Source organism: Seonamhaeicola sp. S2-3 (assembly GCF_001971785.1).
GTDB lineage: Bacteria > Bacteroidota > Bacteroidia > Flavobacteriales > Flavobacteriaceae > Seonamhaeicola.
This window is the reverse complement of record NZ_CP019389.1, coordinates 2,239,057-2,254,163: the sequence shown is the minus strand read 5'-3', so window position 1 is coordinate 2,254,163 and position 15,107 is coordinate 2,239,057. Positions and strand designations below refer to the sequence as shown.

8 protein-coding genes are annotated in these 15,107 nt (G+C 33.0%); 1 reads left to right on the top strand and 7 read right to left on the bottom strand.

All coding sequences use genetic code 11. The features are described from left to right. Nucleotides 1-24 precede the first annotated feature (24 nt). The 7 genes from BWZ22_RS10055 to BWZ22_RS10025 all read right to left on the bottom strand — a co-directional run bounded on the left by BWZ22_RS10055 (nt 25) and on the right by BWZ22_RS10025 (nt 14,076). Nucleotides 25-1,938: a RagB/SusD family nutrient uptake outer membrane protein gene (locus BWZ22_RS10055; protein ID WP_076699751.1), complete on the bottom strand. Its 1,914-nt coding sequence runs from the start codon at nt 1,936-1,938 to the stop codon at nt 25-27. Between the two features lie 10 nt (nt 1,939-1,948). After that, a complete protein-coding gene (locus tag BWZ22_RS10050; protein WP_083692273.1) occupies nt 1,949-5,191 on the bottom strand; it encodes a TonB-dependent receptor in 3,243 nt (1,080 codons plus the stop codon). Between the two features lie 563 nt (nt 5,192-5,754). Next, entirely contained in the window at nt 5,755-7,116 is a 1,362-nt protein-coding gene (locus BWZ22_RS10045) for a sugar porter family MFS transporter (protein WP_076699750.1), read from the bottom strand. Between the two features lie 554 nt (nt 7,117-7,670). Next, complete coding sequence (locus BWZ22_RS10040) at nt 7,671-11,141, bottom strand: glycoside hydrolase family 38 C-terminal domain-containing protein (protein WP_083692271.1); 3,471 nt, start codon at nt 11,139-11,141, stop codon at nt 7,671-7,673. Between the two features lie 45 nt (nt 11,142-11,186). Beyond that, nucleotides 11,187-12,137 carry a phytanoyl-CoA dioxygenase family protein gene (locus BWZ22_RS10035; protein ID WP_076699748.1) on the bottom strand — a complete coding sequence of 317 codons (951 nt, stop codon included), beginning with the start codon at nt 12,135-12,137 and terminating at the stop codon, nt 11,187-11,189. A gap of 13 nt (nt 12,138-12,150) precedes the next feature. Next, nucleotides 12,151-12,948 carry an alpha/beta hydrolase family protein gene (locus BWZ22_RS10030; protein WP_076699747.1) on the bottom strand — a complete coding sequence of 266 codons (798 nt, stop codon included), beginning with the start codon at nt 12,946-12,948 and terminating at the stop codon, nt 12,151-12,153. A gap of 3 nt (nt 12,949-12,951) precedes the next feature. After that, the gene (locus tag BWZ22_RS10025) at nt 12,952-14,076 is read right to left on the bottom strand and encodes a zinc-binding dehydrogenase (RefSeq protein ID WP_076702412.1); all 1,125 of its coding nucleotides are present in this window, start codon (nt 14,074-14,076) and stop codon (nt 12,952-12,954) included. A gap of 158 nt (nt 14,077-14,234) precedes the next feature. Between BWZ22_RS10025 and BWZ22_RS10020 the strand changes: the two genes are divergently transcribed. Further along, on the top strand, nt 14,235-15,107 hold the full coding sequence (locus tag BWZ22_RS10020; protein WP_157607947.1) for an AraC family transcriptional regulator: 873 nt from the start codon (nt 14,235-14,237) through the stop codon (nt 15,105-15,107).

Below are 15,107 nucleotides of genomic sequence, written 5' to 3'. Positions count from 1 at the left end.
AAAGTTTTATTTTTTTAGTTTGGATTACCACCCAGGATTTTGAATTAAATTAGGGTTAGTTGTGAGCACATTATCGGACAGAGGCCAAAAATAATCTCGGGGTACATTAAACTTTTGATTAAACAATAACGTTTTTCGGTTATAGGTTTCATAATCTTCTTGTCCAATATCCCAACCATAAATTGGTGCGTTTAATAGAGTTCCAGATTTTTTCCAACGCTTTAAATCCCAAAAACGTTTTCCTTCTAAAGCCAATTCTATTAACCGTTCTTGATGTATTATTTCTCTTAAGCCTTCTTGTGTAGTGTATTTTCCTGGATTATTAGAAAAGTTACTCCACGATGTTTCTACCGTTTCTAAACCAGCTCTTTCTCGTACTTTATTAATATAATTTAAAGCTAAAGCATTATTACCAGTTTCATTTAATGCTTCAGCATACAGTAAATATAAATCTGCTAATCGCATCACGGGCCAAGGGTAAAATTCTAAACTCACTCCACCTCCTTGCGATATTACCATATTCCAGTTAACCAGTTTTTTAGCATAATATCCTGTTATAGAATACAAAACACTCTGTTTTTTACCTGCATGCTGTCCTGTTTTGGTTTTTAAATCCCAGGTATTATTACGCATAAACCATGTGGCGCCATCAAAACCTAAATTTGCATAAAATCTTGGTTCTCTATTAAAATGTAGACCTACTGTTTTGTAGCCCTCTTGCATGCCTTCATCACTAGCTTCAACGGTACGCAAATTATATCTATCTTGGTAACTCCATGTTTTATCTTCATCAATAGGCACTCCATTTTCGGTATAAAATAATTCTGCTATACGTAAGGTTGGAGCAAAATGTGCTTTTAGATTTAAACTAGTAATATTGGGGTCTAAATTAGGGCTAGCGGTTAACTGTACCGCCCATGAAGGCACATCGGATCCTACGTTACCCCAAATAAGCTCAGAATTCCACTTATCGCAAACTGCATTTCTAATGCTCATTTCAGTTTTAATTCTATCTGTAACTCCTTGGGCATTTTCATCAAACTCATACAAACTAATTCCTGCGGCCTCACATGCTTCAACAGCTTCTTCACAAGCTTTTAATGCTTTGTTCCATTTCTCAATTTCGAAATTAGTGTTAAATAATGGGGTACCATCATTGGCTAAAAAGTTATCGTAATCTTTATTACCATTAAATAACGGACTTGCCGCAGTTACTAAAATACGAGCTTTTATAGATAGAGCTATTGGTTTTGTAATTCTACCAAGTTCTGTGGTTTTATTATCAATTCTATCGGGTAAACCGCCGTTTGTTCCTTCTTCTGTAACAGAATCTATTAAACTTACTATATAATCTACCACTTCATCTACTGGTCTTCTTTCTACTCTAACTTCATCGGAATTTGCCGATATAGGTAAGTTCTTATCTACAATAGGTATTGGGCCATACAATTTCATTAAATACCAATGATAATATGCTTTAAGAAATTTAACTTCTGCAATCCATCTGCTTTTAAGAAACGGTTCTAAATCAATTACCTTTTCAATATTTTCTAGAAAAATATTACAAGACCGAACCCCTTGCCATAGTGGGGGAACCCGACCGCCTCCTTCCCAAAAATTCATTAGAGGGCTTACTCTATTTTGTAAACCACGAGCAATTTGGTAAGGATCTAACGAGGTTGCATAACCATCAGGAATTGGCCAAAAAATCCAATACTCATCGCCTGCATAAAATTCAGGATTCCCCTCTGGATCATCAAACCGAGGTAAATAAGAGTAGCAAGTAAAAAGGTACTTTTCTGCTTGTGTTTTATCAACAAAAGCATTGTCTATGGTAGCAACGTTATCTGGAACAACGTCTAGATAATCACTACAAGAACTGATTATTCCAAAAAAAGTTAAAACAAGCAGTATATTTATTTTTTTTATTGTTTTCATGTTTTTTTGTTTAAAAATTAAAGGTCATTCCAAAGTTAAGTACACGTTGAATTGGGTAACCTAAACCATTACCTCCCATTTCTATATCCCATAAATCGAAACCGCTAATACTTAATAAGTTTATACCACTAAAATATAAGCGAGCATTTGACAAGTGCAGATTTTTAATGACGGCATCGGGCAAACTAAAACCTAACTCTACAGATTTTAGTCTTAAAAACGCTCCGTTTCTCATAAACCAGGTACTTGTTTGTGTGTTATTTGTATTTAATGTACTGCTCAACCTAGGCCAAAGCGCATAAGAATCTCGGTTGGACTCAGACCAGTGATTGTCTGCATAAACCTGTAATAGTGCATTTTGAGATCCTGCTCCTAAATCGGGATTTGCAACAAAGGGAGCTGTTCTTACGGGGTCTATCCAAAAAGAAGACCGAGCAGAACCTTGCAGAAAAAACGAGAAATCGAAATTTTTATACCCAAAAGACAATCCGCCTCCATATATAATCTCAGGAACCGTAGGATGCCCTATGGGAACTCTATCTAAATTAGTAATTTCTCCATCTCCATTAACATCTCTATATTTTATATCTCCAGCAAGGTATTCTCCAAAATTTTGTTTTGGTGAGTTTGCTACATCATACTCATCTACAAATAAACGCTCTGCAATAAGCCCCCATTGTTGTGATAATGGCTGTCCTTTATGGAATAAATGACTATTTTCTTCAGAGTATTGCGGTTCTTCAAAGAAAAGAAACTCACTATGGGCATAGGTAAAGTTAGCTCTTCCTTGTACCCAAAAACCACTGGTAAAGGATTTGTTGTAATCGAAAGAAATTTCAAATCCATTTGATTTGGCCTTTCCTACATTTGCTCTAATTGGTGCAGATAGCCCCATTGTAGCAGGAATAAAAGCTCTATCCATTAAAATATTACTTCTATTCTCGGTAAAATAATCGGCTTGAATCTCTAAATTGTTAAACAAATTAAGCTCTAAACCAAGATTCATTTTCTTTGCAGTTTCCCAGCTTATATCTTCATTGGAATAACGATTTACATTTACCCCAGGTCTTGCATATTGAAAATTGGTACCAAACCATGCGGCTCTACCTCCTGCATTTAAGTCAACTTCTGAAAGATAAAAAAACCTATCTTCTGCACTACCAATGGCATCGTTTCCAACTAAACCATAGGTTGCTCGTAATTTCAGTTTAGTTATGGTGGATTTTAAACCTTTCCAAAATGGTTCGTTAGAAACAAACCAACCAATACCTGCTGACGGGAAAAACCCATACCGATGAGATTTATGAAAACGTTCTGAGCCATTGTAACCAAAATTAAATTCGGCCATATATCTTGAATCATACCCGTAAGTTAATCGCCCCGAAACACCTTGATTTCTATAGGGCAAGGATTTTTGCAAACTACCCTGATTAGCAAATAATTGGTTTCTTCTTGTGCCAACCAATAAACCAGTAACCTCATGTTTTTCAGAAAATGTATTACTGTAATTTATTGCAACCTCTGTATAAGTTGCCGAATTTATATCTCTTAGACCTTCGTTATAGCTTAAATAATCTGTTGCCGATAATTCATTAAGTAAATTCAACTTATAAGAATCGTTAGATTTATCATAGCCATAAGCCGAATAAAAATGTGGGTTATAAAACCTAGAAACATCAAAAAACGAGTAGCGTTCTGTATTAAATAACATTCTTGCAGATAAGCCAGGGGTTAAAAAAGATAAATCTTGTTTTAGTTCAAATTGAGCAGACATATTAGACCTTGTGTAATCCTTGTACCCTTTAACCATATCTGCATAGGGGTTAATAAAACTAGGTTCGTTACCGCTAGACGCATTACTACTATTACCAAATAAAATGTGTTTAGCAAAAGGTTTAACTTCTGACGGGTAATAAGCAGGAAACATTACTGGATTAGATCCCAATATTTTAGAAAACATACGTGAACCGCCATCAATAGGTCCCGTATAATCATCAAAAGAACCTGCTAGTCTTACTATAGCTTCTGTAGTTTCTGTTAAGTCAATATTTATATTAGATCTAAGCTGATAATTTTTAAGGTTAATATTACTATTGAAGTTATTTCGATCATCTACTTTTAAAATCCCATTATCTTTACTAAAAACCCCCGCTATGTAATACCTTGCCACTTTACCGCCACCACTAACATTTAAGTTAAGTCTATTGTTAACTGTAAAATCTTTTAACAATTGCTCCATCCAATTATTTGCTGGATACACATACTCATTTAAACCCGCTGCGGTATTATCTATTTTATTTTGCGAATACGGCAAAAACCCAATAGGGTTTCGTGTAAGTACCGCTTCATTTTCTAATTCCATGTATGTTATAGGATCTGCCAGTTTTAATTGCTTTGTGTTACTTGAAAAGGAAGTTTCGTAACGTACAAATACTTTTGCTTTTCCTTCTTTTCCTTCTTTAGTAGCTATTAATATAACACCATTTGCACCTCTTGCACCATATAGAGAGGTTGCGGTAGCATCTTTCATAATTGAAAATGAGCTAATATCATCTGGCGACAATTGTGCCAATTCTGTAGTTGAAGATTCTACCCCATCTATTAAAATTAAAGGATCTACCTTATAGCCAAAACTAGTGACCCCTCTTATAAAAAAAGAAGCATTATCTTGTCCTGGCTCACCACTTCTTTGGTAAGAGATAACTCCTGGTATTCTTCCTGCTAAAGCTGTTGTTAAATTACTTGATGGTATTTTTAATTCACTAGGTTTAACAGTAGACATGGAACCAATAACACTGGACTTTTTCTGTTTTGAAAATGCTACAATAGTAACTTCATCTAATTCATCTTGACTTGGCACTAACTGAACATTCAAGTTCTCTTTACTTCCTACTATTATTTTTTTTGTAGTATATCCTATATAAGAAAACACTAATACACTTTTTTGATTAGTGACACTTATAGTGTACTCGCCATCAAAATTGGTAGCTGTTCCATTTTGCGTGCCTTGTTCTAGAACCGTCACGCCTGGCAGTGGCACACCTTTTTCATCAGTTACAATCCCTGATATTGTCTGCTGTATATAACTATGGTTAGTTCTATCTAACACATCTTTTAGAGCAGACTCCACTTTTGTTAAATAAACATGAGATACCTTTGTTAAGGCAAATGAACAGTGAAAAAAGGAAAGAACTATTACAAACAATAAATGTTTAAAATGTTCCTGCCTAAAAATTAAAAATTTACATTTCATAATAATTAGTTTGATTGGTTTAATTGGTTTAATTGGTTTATGAAAAACCCTTAAGATAAATTGAATAATAAATTTTATTCATTGTAAAACTAAGTACAATAGGAATGCGATTATGATATTAAAGTCACTAAAAATGAGTCAATATTAACATTAAGTATCAATTGATTTTTTAAGATTATATTTTGCTTCAGAATTAACTTTCAAAGATTGACTTAGAGTGAGCCCTTTATTAAAAGCTTTAAATTTTTATTGAAGTGCTGAATGGTAGGAAACCTAGAATGTAGAGCTATGGTATTTATAAATTCTTTTTTTGAGTCTAATAAAAGTCGCTTTGTATAGTTAATACAATATTCATTTAAGAAATCAAAAAAATGTTTTTCCTTTTTTTTGTTTGAATAAACGGCAAAAAGAAGGCTTGGTTAAACATGCTAAATCCGCCATTTCCTGTAAGGTAATTTTATAAAAAGTTTGTTAAAAAAAGAAGTTAGCAACCATTGACAGGCTATAATATGTGGATTTATTCGCTCTAAACAGAAGAAAAAATTTAATAAAACTATTAATTACTATTTCTTCCAGCTTTCTTCTATTTCTTCTAGGGTTTTGCCGCTAGTTTCTGGTAATTTTATATATATGAACCCTAATAAGAAAATAGCATTTACCATAAATATCCAGAATGTAAATGCTCCTCCAAAATTTTCAAGCATAACAGGCGTAAACTGTGTTATGGCAACCACGCCAATCCAAACCATAAAAGTAGCACAAGACATGGCTAAACCTCTTGTTTTTGTAGGGAAAATTTCTGATATAATCACCCATGGAATTGGACCTAAAGACGAAGCAAAACAGGCAATAAAACCAAGTATAAAAATCAATGTTAATATACTAGCACTTTGTTCTGTATAAAACACAAAACCAACACTACACAAACAAATTATCATTCCTGTTAACCCCCATAGTAAAAGTTTTCTGCGTCCCACTTTATCTATAAAACCAATAGCCACAAATGTAAATATAGTATTTACTACTCCAATAATAACCGTTTGAAATAAAGATGATTCGGCATCGAAACCAATATTTTTAAAAATTTCTGGTGCATAATAAATAATAGCATTAATACCCGTTATTTGTGAAAAAAGGGCTAAAACCATACCTATAAGTAAAGCTGGACGGAGACTTTTGGAAAACAGTTCTTTTACCGTACCCTTTTCTGTTTTAAGTGTTTCTTTTATTTCATTTAACACTTTTTCTCCTTGTATGTTACCATTAACTTTATTAAGTATTTTAGAAGCTTCTTCTGTTCTATTTTTTGAAGCTAACCATCTTGGACTTTCAGGAACTAACAAAAGCATAACAAAAAACAATGCGGCAGGTATAATTTCAGAGCCCAACATATAACGCCATCCCATCTCAACGTTCCAAGTTTCTGTACCTGAACTAGCTATTTTTAAATTGATAAAATACACAATATTGATACCTAAAACTATAGCTAGTTGATATAAGGTTACCAACATGCCTCTTTTTTTTGCTGGAGCAATTTCAGATATATATAATGGAGATAGCATTGAAGCTGCACCTACGCCTACCCCACCAACAAACCTTGCTATTACAAATTGTGTTAATGTATTTGGCATTGCTGAACCTAAAGCAGAAATGGAAAAAAGAACAGCTGTTACAAACAACACTTTTTTTCGTCCGTACTTATCACTAAAATAACCAGCAACCATAGCACCTAAAACACACCCCCAAATAGCACTTGATGCCGCCCAACCTGTCATGGCTGCAGATAATTCAAACTTTGTTTGCAAAAATCCTATAGCGCCAGCTATTACAGCTGTATCATACCCAAATAACAAGCCTCCTAAAGCTGCTGTGATGGTTAATAAATAAACATAGAGCATGTTTGTTTTTTGATTTGTATTGTTCATTCTTAGAAATTATTTAGTTTAGTTTTTAGCTTGTTGGTAATTTAGTTATAAACTTGGTTCCAAAAATTAGGGTCAAACAGTTTGGCACTGCCAATAATAGCTGCTTCTTCCATAAGTTTTGACATTTCAAATTTTATTTAAATTTAATTTTGTCCATATGTATAGACAATTAAAGATTACGCAATATACTAATATTTTAAAAAAATATAACATTTTTAATTTAGGAATAAAAATAATTACTGTTCTTCCTAAGAATGATGCTTGCCCACTAGCCTCTAAAAGACATATATAAATTATTCGTTTCTTATATTTTGAGACGGCTTTACCTATTATTATCTAATTCTAAAACTAGATTACTATGAACTGGCAATCCGAAGGTTTATTTTGCAGACTAAAACCATGCCTCTTGAAATTCAAGAAACATCACTAAGTAATTTGTGCATTCGGGCTTAAAAAATTTTAGAAGCTAAAGCTGGATGTACTAAAAAGCAATAGCTTTAGCTTCATCTGAGAATATTAAAACTTGTAGCTTAAGTTTTAAAAGTATGTTAGATCTATTTCCAAGTTAATTTAAAAAATTTATTTTCTAAAGCTTTAATATTTAATTCTGAGGTTTCTTTAATTTCTTCTCCAACAACATTAACTTCAAAAAGTTTTACAGGTTTATCTGAAAAAAGTTTTGGTATAAAAGCACTATCCAAACCTCCTACTTCTCTTAAGTGTAAAATTATTGCACTCTCATTCTCTAAAGGTGTTGCGTTAATTATAAGTACATTATCTGGAATGTTTGAAAGTATAGATAACGAATTGGTTGCCTGTTTCTCTATTGGACTGGCAGGAATAACTCGTGCCAAAAAAGGCACTCTGTTTTCCCAACCAAACTTTGTAGCTGTTTTTGCACTATTATCATTTGTACTGGTAAGATTATAAGTCCAGGTATACATACCACGTTGATCTGCATTAAAATTTGTAGTCCAATAATTGTTCATTGGCCAACTAAACAAGTTATTACTTTTTGGTACAGCTCCATACTCAAAACGCCCTGTGTTAATATCTCCAAATTGCATAATAGGAGCTTCTGGAGACACCAATATTATTTGTTCTTTGTCATTTTTAATTTGCACAAAGTTTTGAACTGTGTTCCAATCGTTTGCCGATCCTGGCACTTGTTCTACACCTGCTTCCATAGGCCCTCCCGAGATTTCAAAATGAATGTTTGCATCATCTAATTCAAAAGGGAAAGCGATATAAAAACTTTCAGGGTCAGTAATAGGTTTTTTCTTTAGTTCAAAAGCAAAATCTATTCTTTTTGTAGTATTAAAAAGCCTAATTTCAAATGAAAATGCATCTGCTTCATCATAAGCTGTTTCAGTTTTACCTCTGAATTTAATAGTATTCCAAATTTCACCTTCACGTATTTCTGATAACCAAACGCTATCCAATGATTGCCTTGTATAGTCTGTTAACGGACCGTTGCTCTCTCCATTTATGGTTCTATTTGTAAACAATTGCTCCCTCCCTTTTAACTTTTCTAAAATAAATTCTCCTAAGTTGTATTCTGATTTCTCATCAATTATATTTTTAGCAATGTCTTTATCATATATTTGATCTATACTCCCTTTTTCCTTATCTATTTTAATTGAATACCAAGGGTTATCTAATTGAATAAAATTGTCTCTTTCTTTATAATTGAAATTAGTATTATGGCTATGTACTTCACCATCACCATGCGAAAGCGAATGCGAATGTTCTTCTTCATATACTTCTATATTAAATTTTTTATAACCAAAAGATGGTATGTTTTTTACCCAAACTGTCCAATATGTACCACCATGCCAGGGTTTTAAAATTTGAGCAGGATAAATGACTCCATTATCATCTACTAAGCGTATTTTTTTTCCAGGAGGAACTTGCTGATGATCTATAAATACTTTCACCAAACCTTCTCTTTGCCAATTTAAAGTATTAAAAACTGCTAAAGAAGGTGTTTTGGTTTTCCCCATATATTCGCTTAATAAACCTTTTGCTTCTTCAACAATCATATTAGAACGTCTTGAAGCTTCCCAAGCATATGATTCTTTAATTTCGCGTTGCTCCATTGTGGCTTTACCATAAGGATCTCCAACACTTCCTTGTGCTCCAAATGTATGCTCTCCATAAAACAAGAGTGCCTTATTTGTTTCAAATATGCGGTTCGATATACCTTTTGGCATTTTAGCCCCCAATAATTTAGCCATAGACAAACCACCTTGTCCAGCAATAAGATCTGCATGAGCATTTCGAGTGGCTGCTACTTCTCTGGCTCCAGAAGCAAAACCATCGGTCCACCAATCTGGCCAGTGCCCTTTTACTTCTATTAATTCATCTCCGTATTCTTTCTCAAAATCTTCGAAAAAATCTTTTGCTACAGCTGTTTTTATTTTTGGCCATTCATATTTTTCATTCCATTGTTTAATCAAATGGCTAGATTTCATAGATGGTGGTGAGTTATCGGTCATAAAACCAGAATGCTGCAATGCCGTTTTATCATAGGGATAACCTCTTTCCTCAAGCTTAACTAAATACTCAAGTAGTCGTTTTTCAAAATCTTCAAAATCATCAGTATGCACACCTATAGCGTTACCTGCCATATAATGCTCTGCCCTAAAGGTTAGCATCTTTTTTCCTGAAGGAGATACCCACCAAAATGCTAAAGGAGTATCAAAAGATATAAGTGCTTTATGCCCATGGGTACCCATGGTTAAATATTTAATATTTAAAGAATTAAAATAATCGTTCATACACCACGCAATACCGTTAACATCGTTTTGCATTGCTGAAGTTATTTTTATTCCTTTCTCTGAAATATTTTTAATTGGTGCTAAAGAAGCAGCTAATGATTGCTCATCAGGTAGTTCGTTAAAATTAAAATACATTCCTGTTACTTCAATTCTCCCCTCTTTAACACGTTGCTTTAATCTATCAATTTGGGTTTGAGACCTACTATTTAAAAACTCATCTACCGCCCAAGATGCTTCACAAGTCCATCTAAATTTTGAGGTTTCAGGAAAATCGTCAGTAGCATCACAATAATCTAAAGCATAATCTATATAACGTGGGTGTTCAGCTAAAATTTCGGTTTGAGACCTTGTATATCCAATATCTGTGTGAGAATGCTGTACAAAGTTTACATGCCACTTTTTTATGGGTTTCAATTTTACTTTTGTAACTATTTCGTCATCACCTAAGTCTAACTTTAGAGTTACTATTTTCTCTTTTTTCACCTCAGGGTAAAGTATTTTAATAGTTTGTGCTCCTGGTTTTAAATTAATTTCTCTATCAAATTTCCCATCAATAAAAAGTTTTCCTTTTGCTGGTTTTTTTATAAAAACAATTTCTGTTGATAACGTTTGTACTTTACCATTTTTTGTGTTAATGAGCGCTGGTAAAGGGGTTACATTTATAGCTTCTGTTAAGTTCTTTTTAAATATTTTGAAATAGGTATTTGATTTTTCATTTACTCCTTCAATACTTAATTTTAAAGTTGTTCCTTTTTTTATGCTTTTAGCAGGCACGGTATAATACAAAAAACCGAAACATCCGTAATTATCATCTAAATAATGACGTTCAAAACTTAGTGTTTCATTATTCTCAAGAGGTAAAGTCCACCTAGTTTGTTTAGCAGTAGCTGTAGCTATTTGCCCTCTTTTCTTTCCGTTTACAAAGAAATTAAATTTAGTCCCGGGGCGGTCTCCATAATATCCTGCATAATGTACAAAAGTTACTTCTCCACTTTTTTTATTTACAGAAACGGGAGCTGTTTCCCACTCTATTTTTTGATTCCCTACGTTAGCTCTAGAAACCAACGTTTGATTTAGCCCTTCTACTTCTTTTGAGCGGTGTTCAATTTCATTTCCAGATATTTTTTCTTGATACCCAGATATAAATATTTCATTTGGTCTTTGATTTCTTTGAGCTAACATTATTGTACTATTAAATACTAATAGCACTATTATGTTAAATACTGATGTTTTGTTCCATTTCATGGTAATTCTTATTTAGTGTTTTAATTGCAAATTCCTTATTTTACTCTATGCATTATTTACTGTTAAAATTTCTTTTTTTAATTTTCCTAACTCAATATCTGGATTAAACAAAATAGGAAAACATTTGTCATTTAATATATCTCCGTCTACTCCCATAGGCGGAAAATCCTTTAAATCCTCTTGTCTCTCGAAACTGGATATATTAGATTTTGTGTTGGTATCCATCACATTAACAACAACTGCTCTTCGAGAACGTTCCGAATTATTTGTGTAAGACCCATGCATCATTAGTGGATGATGAAAACTGGCATATCCTTTAGGAAGCACGTTTGCTTTTTTATTGTTAAAATCTTTTAATTGCTCTGAATTTAACACTTCTTTTACAGCATCCATATCTCCAGTAAGCCCTGTAATTGGCAACAACCCCCAGTTATGACTGTTTGGTATATAGTATAGGCAGCCATTTTCTGTATTGGCATCATCAAGTCCCATCCAACATGTTAAGTGATTCATTGGTTTGGTAAATGTCCAGTAAGAAAAGTCTTGATGCCACGCCACTACACCACCGTGTTTAGCTGGCTTGCAAAATAGCTGGTCATGAAATAACCTATATGAATTTCCCATTAATTGATAAGCTGCCATTCTAAAAGCTGGTGCCCATAATAAATCATGAAAACCTAACATAACACGCCACCCGCCTATAGCATGAAAAAGTACTTTGTTTGGGTCTTCTGATTCATTACTTTTATAATGATAAAACAACTTTTTTTGTTCCTCATTCACTTTCTGTAATTTCTCCAGCTCTTCATTTAAAATATCTACTTGTGCTTCTGTCATTATTTTAACTCCAGATAGATATCCGCTCTTTTTATAAAATGCTATTTGCTCCTCGGTTAATGCGTATTGCATCCATTCTTCAGGTGTTTCTGGCTGTTTGAATAGATTAGATAAAGGACTATTATATTCTGATAAATCGTTTGATTTTAAATATCCCATGATTCTATAAAATTTAAATATTATTAAAAAAGTTTAGTGTGTTGAAAATATGTACTTCCCAATATTTCCAATTATGAGCTCCCGGATACTCATTATAGATATGTGGTATATTTTCCTGCTCAAGTGCTTCATGTAACTTTCTGTTTTCATTAATTAAACCATCATCAGTACCACAATCAAACCGAAAGGGAGAAAGAGTTTGTTTGTATTTTATTAATGTTTCTAAAACAGATTCTTCTTGTTTATTTTCTTGTTGAAGTTGATATATATTTTCCTCTATAAATAACTTCATTTGATTTAAATGCGTTATGGACGATAAACCGGTAAATGCTTTAAATTTATTACTGTACTTTGCTCCTAAACGTAAAGCTGCAAAACCTCCCATAGACAGCCCTGTGAGGAATAAATCTGACTGTGTACTAACTTGTGGAACACATTCAATAACAGCATCTACAGTATCCTCTGTTATCCATTTTTCAAAGTTGTTATTGGAATGCGGTATATAGCCACTACCATCACCCCATAATCCATCGGAAGGCATAACCAAAACCATTGGTTTTAGTTTATCTTCTGCAATCCATTTATTCATTTTAAAATGAATTCCTGCATAATGTATCCAGGAATTATGACTACCATAAACTCCGTGTAACAATATAACCATTGGTAGATTTTTATAGTTACTTCCCTGTGGAACATATACCGAAATGTCTCCCCTTCCTTTTAAGTGATTACTTTTTACAGTAATCTGTCTTACATTATTAGATTCATACTCTGGTTTTGATATTGTTATTGTTCTAAATTTTGATGCCATAATTTAATCTTCAAAAAGTATTACACCCTTTGCATTTTTACCTGCTAACATATCATTAAAAGCGTTTGGCAACTCATTAAATTTATAAGTATTAGTTACCATTTCATCCAAGAGTAAATCTCCCTTTTCATATAAATCCAACAGAATAGGAAAGTCTATTTCTGGTCTACACTTTCCATATAAAGGATTTATATAGGTTTTATCCCATTGAAAAAGATTCATATCTATGGTTATTTCATCTTCAATGCCACTTACCTGTACTGCAGTTCCTGCATTATGAATCATGGCTAATGGTGCTGCTCCTAAGGATGGTATTGCTGTACACTCAAAAGCATAGGTTGCACCACGACCTTGTGTTAGTGCTTTTACTTTTTCGGCGGCATTTAGCAAGTTAACATCATCTTTATCTGCCTGTATTGTGTGTGTTGCTCCAAATTTAACAGCCATTTTTAAACGTTTTGGATTAATATCTATGGCTATAATTTTGGAGGCTCCAGATATCTTAGCGCCTTGAATAACGCTTAAACCTACGCCACCCGTGCCCAACACCACAACAGACGAACCTGCTTTTACTTGAGCAGAATTAACTACAGAGCCATAACCTGTCATGACTCCACAACTTAAAATTGATGCCGAACCAAAAGGGATTGGCATATCATATTTTACTAATGCTTGTTCTTTTACTATAGTATGTGTACTTAAAGTCCCTATATTAAATGAACGCTGTATTCCTTTGCCTTTAAATTTTGTACCACTTAATCTTGCATGACCTTTAGAGATAGCTCCTCCACTTGTTTGATTTCCAACGGTTACAGGCGAATTATTTTCACAAATATTTTGATTCATTTGATCGCATTGAAAACATCTACCACAGGGAATAGCCCAATTTAATATAACCTTATCTCCCACCTTTACTTTAGTAATTTCACTACCTATAGCTTCTACTATACCAGCTCCTTCATGTCCTAAAATTAAAGGAGTATTCCAATTCAAAGAATCATAATCTGTATGACAAATACTTGCCGCTTTCATTTTAACCAATACTTCATCTCTTTTTGGAAGAAACATTTCTACTGTTTCAATGGTATAATCTCCTCTTCCATTAGTTATAGCTGCTTTTGCTATCATAAATTTCATTTTAAGAATTTGCAATTTATTGAATAAGCGAGTTGTCTTTTTCACGATTCTTAGCATAAAATGAATGAATATTAACTTTTTATACTTAAAAAATAAATTAATACATTTATATTAATGTAATATTGTAAAGATTGGATACCATAAATTTTATGAAAGCATCACTTATTAAGATAACATTTGATTATGCAAATACTTTTCATTGCGAATATTTAGAATTGCCATACTTTAACCACCCTTGGCATTTTCATCCAGAAATAGAGCTAACCTTAATACTAGAAGGTAACGGTACTAGATATGTAGGGAACAACATATCTAGATTTACTAATGGAGATTTGGTTTTATTAGGTTCTGGATTACCTCATTTATGGGAAAGTGATAGAACTGATTTTAAAAGTAATCAAAAAGGAGCTAAAGCTGTAGTACTTCAGTTTTCCAAGGATTTAACAGATACTAATTTTAAAAACTCAGCAGAATTACATGCGTTATCTATACTATTAAAAAAAGCAGATAGAGGACTTTTATTTTCAAAAAAATTCAGTGCCCAAGTTACGCCCAAACTTATTGAAATTAGTAAAACATCTGGGTTGAGAAAATGGACTCTTGTTTTTGAATTATTTTGTTTGCTTACGGAAACAAAAGATTACATTCCGCTTACAAATCTCCATTATGAGCCTAACTTAAAAAGTAGAGATAGCACAGTAATAAATAATATTTTTGAATATGTACGCCTGAACTTTAAAAACAAAATAACACTTGATGACATTGCAGGAATAGCTCACTTATCAAAACCCGCTTTTTGTAGATATTTCAAAAAGAAAACTTCAAAATCTTTTATTGACTTCCTTAATGCATACAGAATAGGACATGCAAAAAACCTACTAAGAGATAAACCTCATATGACTATAGGGAATATTGCTTTTGAATCGGGTTTTCCTAGTATTCAACATTTTAATTCTAAATTTAAAAAATATGAAAATTTAACTCCGAAGGCTTATAGAAAAAAGTGGGCACAAAGCAGTTAA

Bases quoted from the DNA above. Each gene is read 5' to 3' on its own strand.
- BWZ22_RS10055 (WP_076699751.1), bottom strand. From the start codon at position 1,938: ATGAAAACAATAAAAAAAATAAATATACTGCTTGTTTTAACTTTTTTT.
- BWZ22_RS10050 (WP_083692273.1), bottom strand. From the start codon at position 5,191: ATGAAATGTAAATTTTTAATTTTTAGGCAGGAACATTTTAAACATTTA.
- BWZ22_RS10045 (WP_076699750.1), bottom strand. From the start codon at position 7,116: ATGAACAATACAAATCAAAAAACAAACATGCTCTATGTTTATTTATTA.
- BWZ22_RS10040 (WP_083692271.1), bottom strand. From the start codon at position 11,141: ATGAAATGGAACAAAACATCAGTATTTAACATAATAGTGCTATTAGTA.
- BWZ22_RS10035 (WP_076699748.1), bottom strand. From the start codon at position 12,137: ATGGGATATTTAAAATCAAACGATTTATCAGAATATAATAGTCCTTTA.
- BWZ22_RS10030 (WP_076699747.1), bottom strand. From the start codon at position 12,948: ATGGCATCAAAATTTAGAACAATAACAATATCAAAACCAGAGTATGAA.
- BWZ22_RS10025 (WP_076702412.1), bottom strand. From the start codon at position 14,076: ATGATAGCAAAAGCAGCTATAACTAATGGAAGAGGAGATTATACCATT.
- BWZ22_RS10020 (WP_157607947.1), top strand. From the start codon at position 14,235: ATGAAAGCATCACTTATTAAGATAACATTTGATTATGCAAATACTTTT.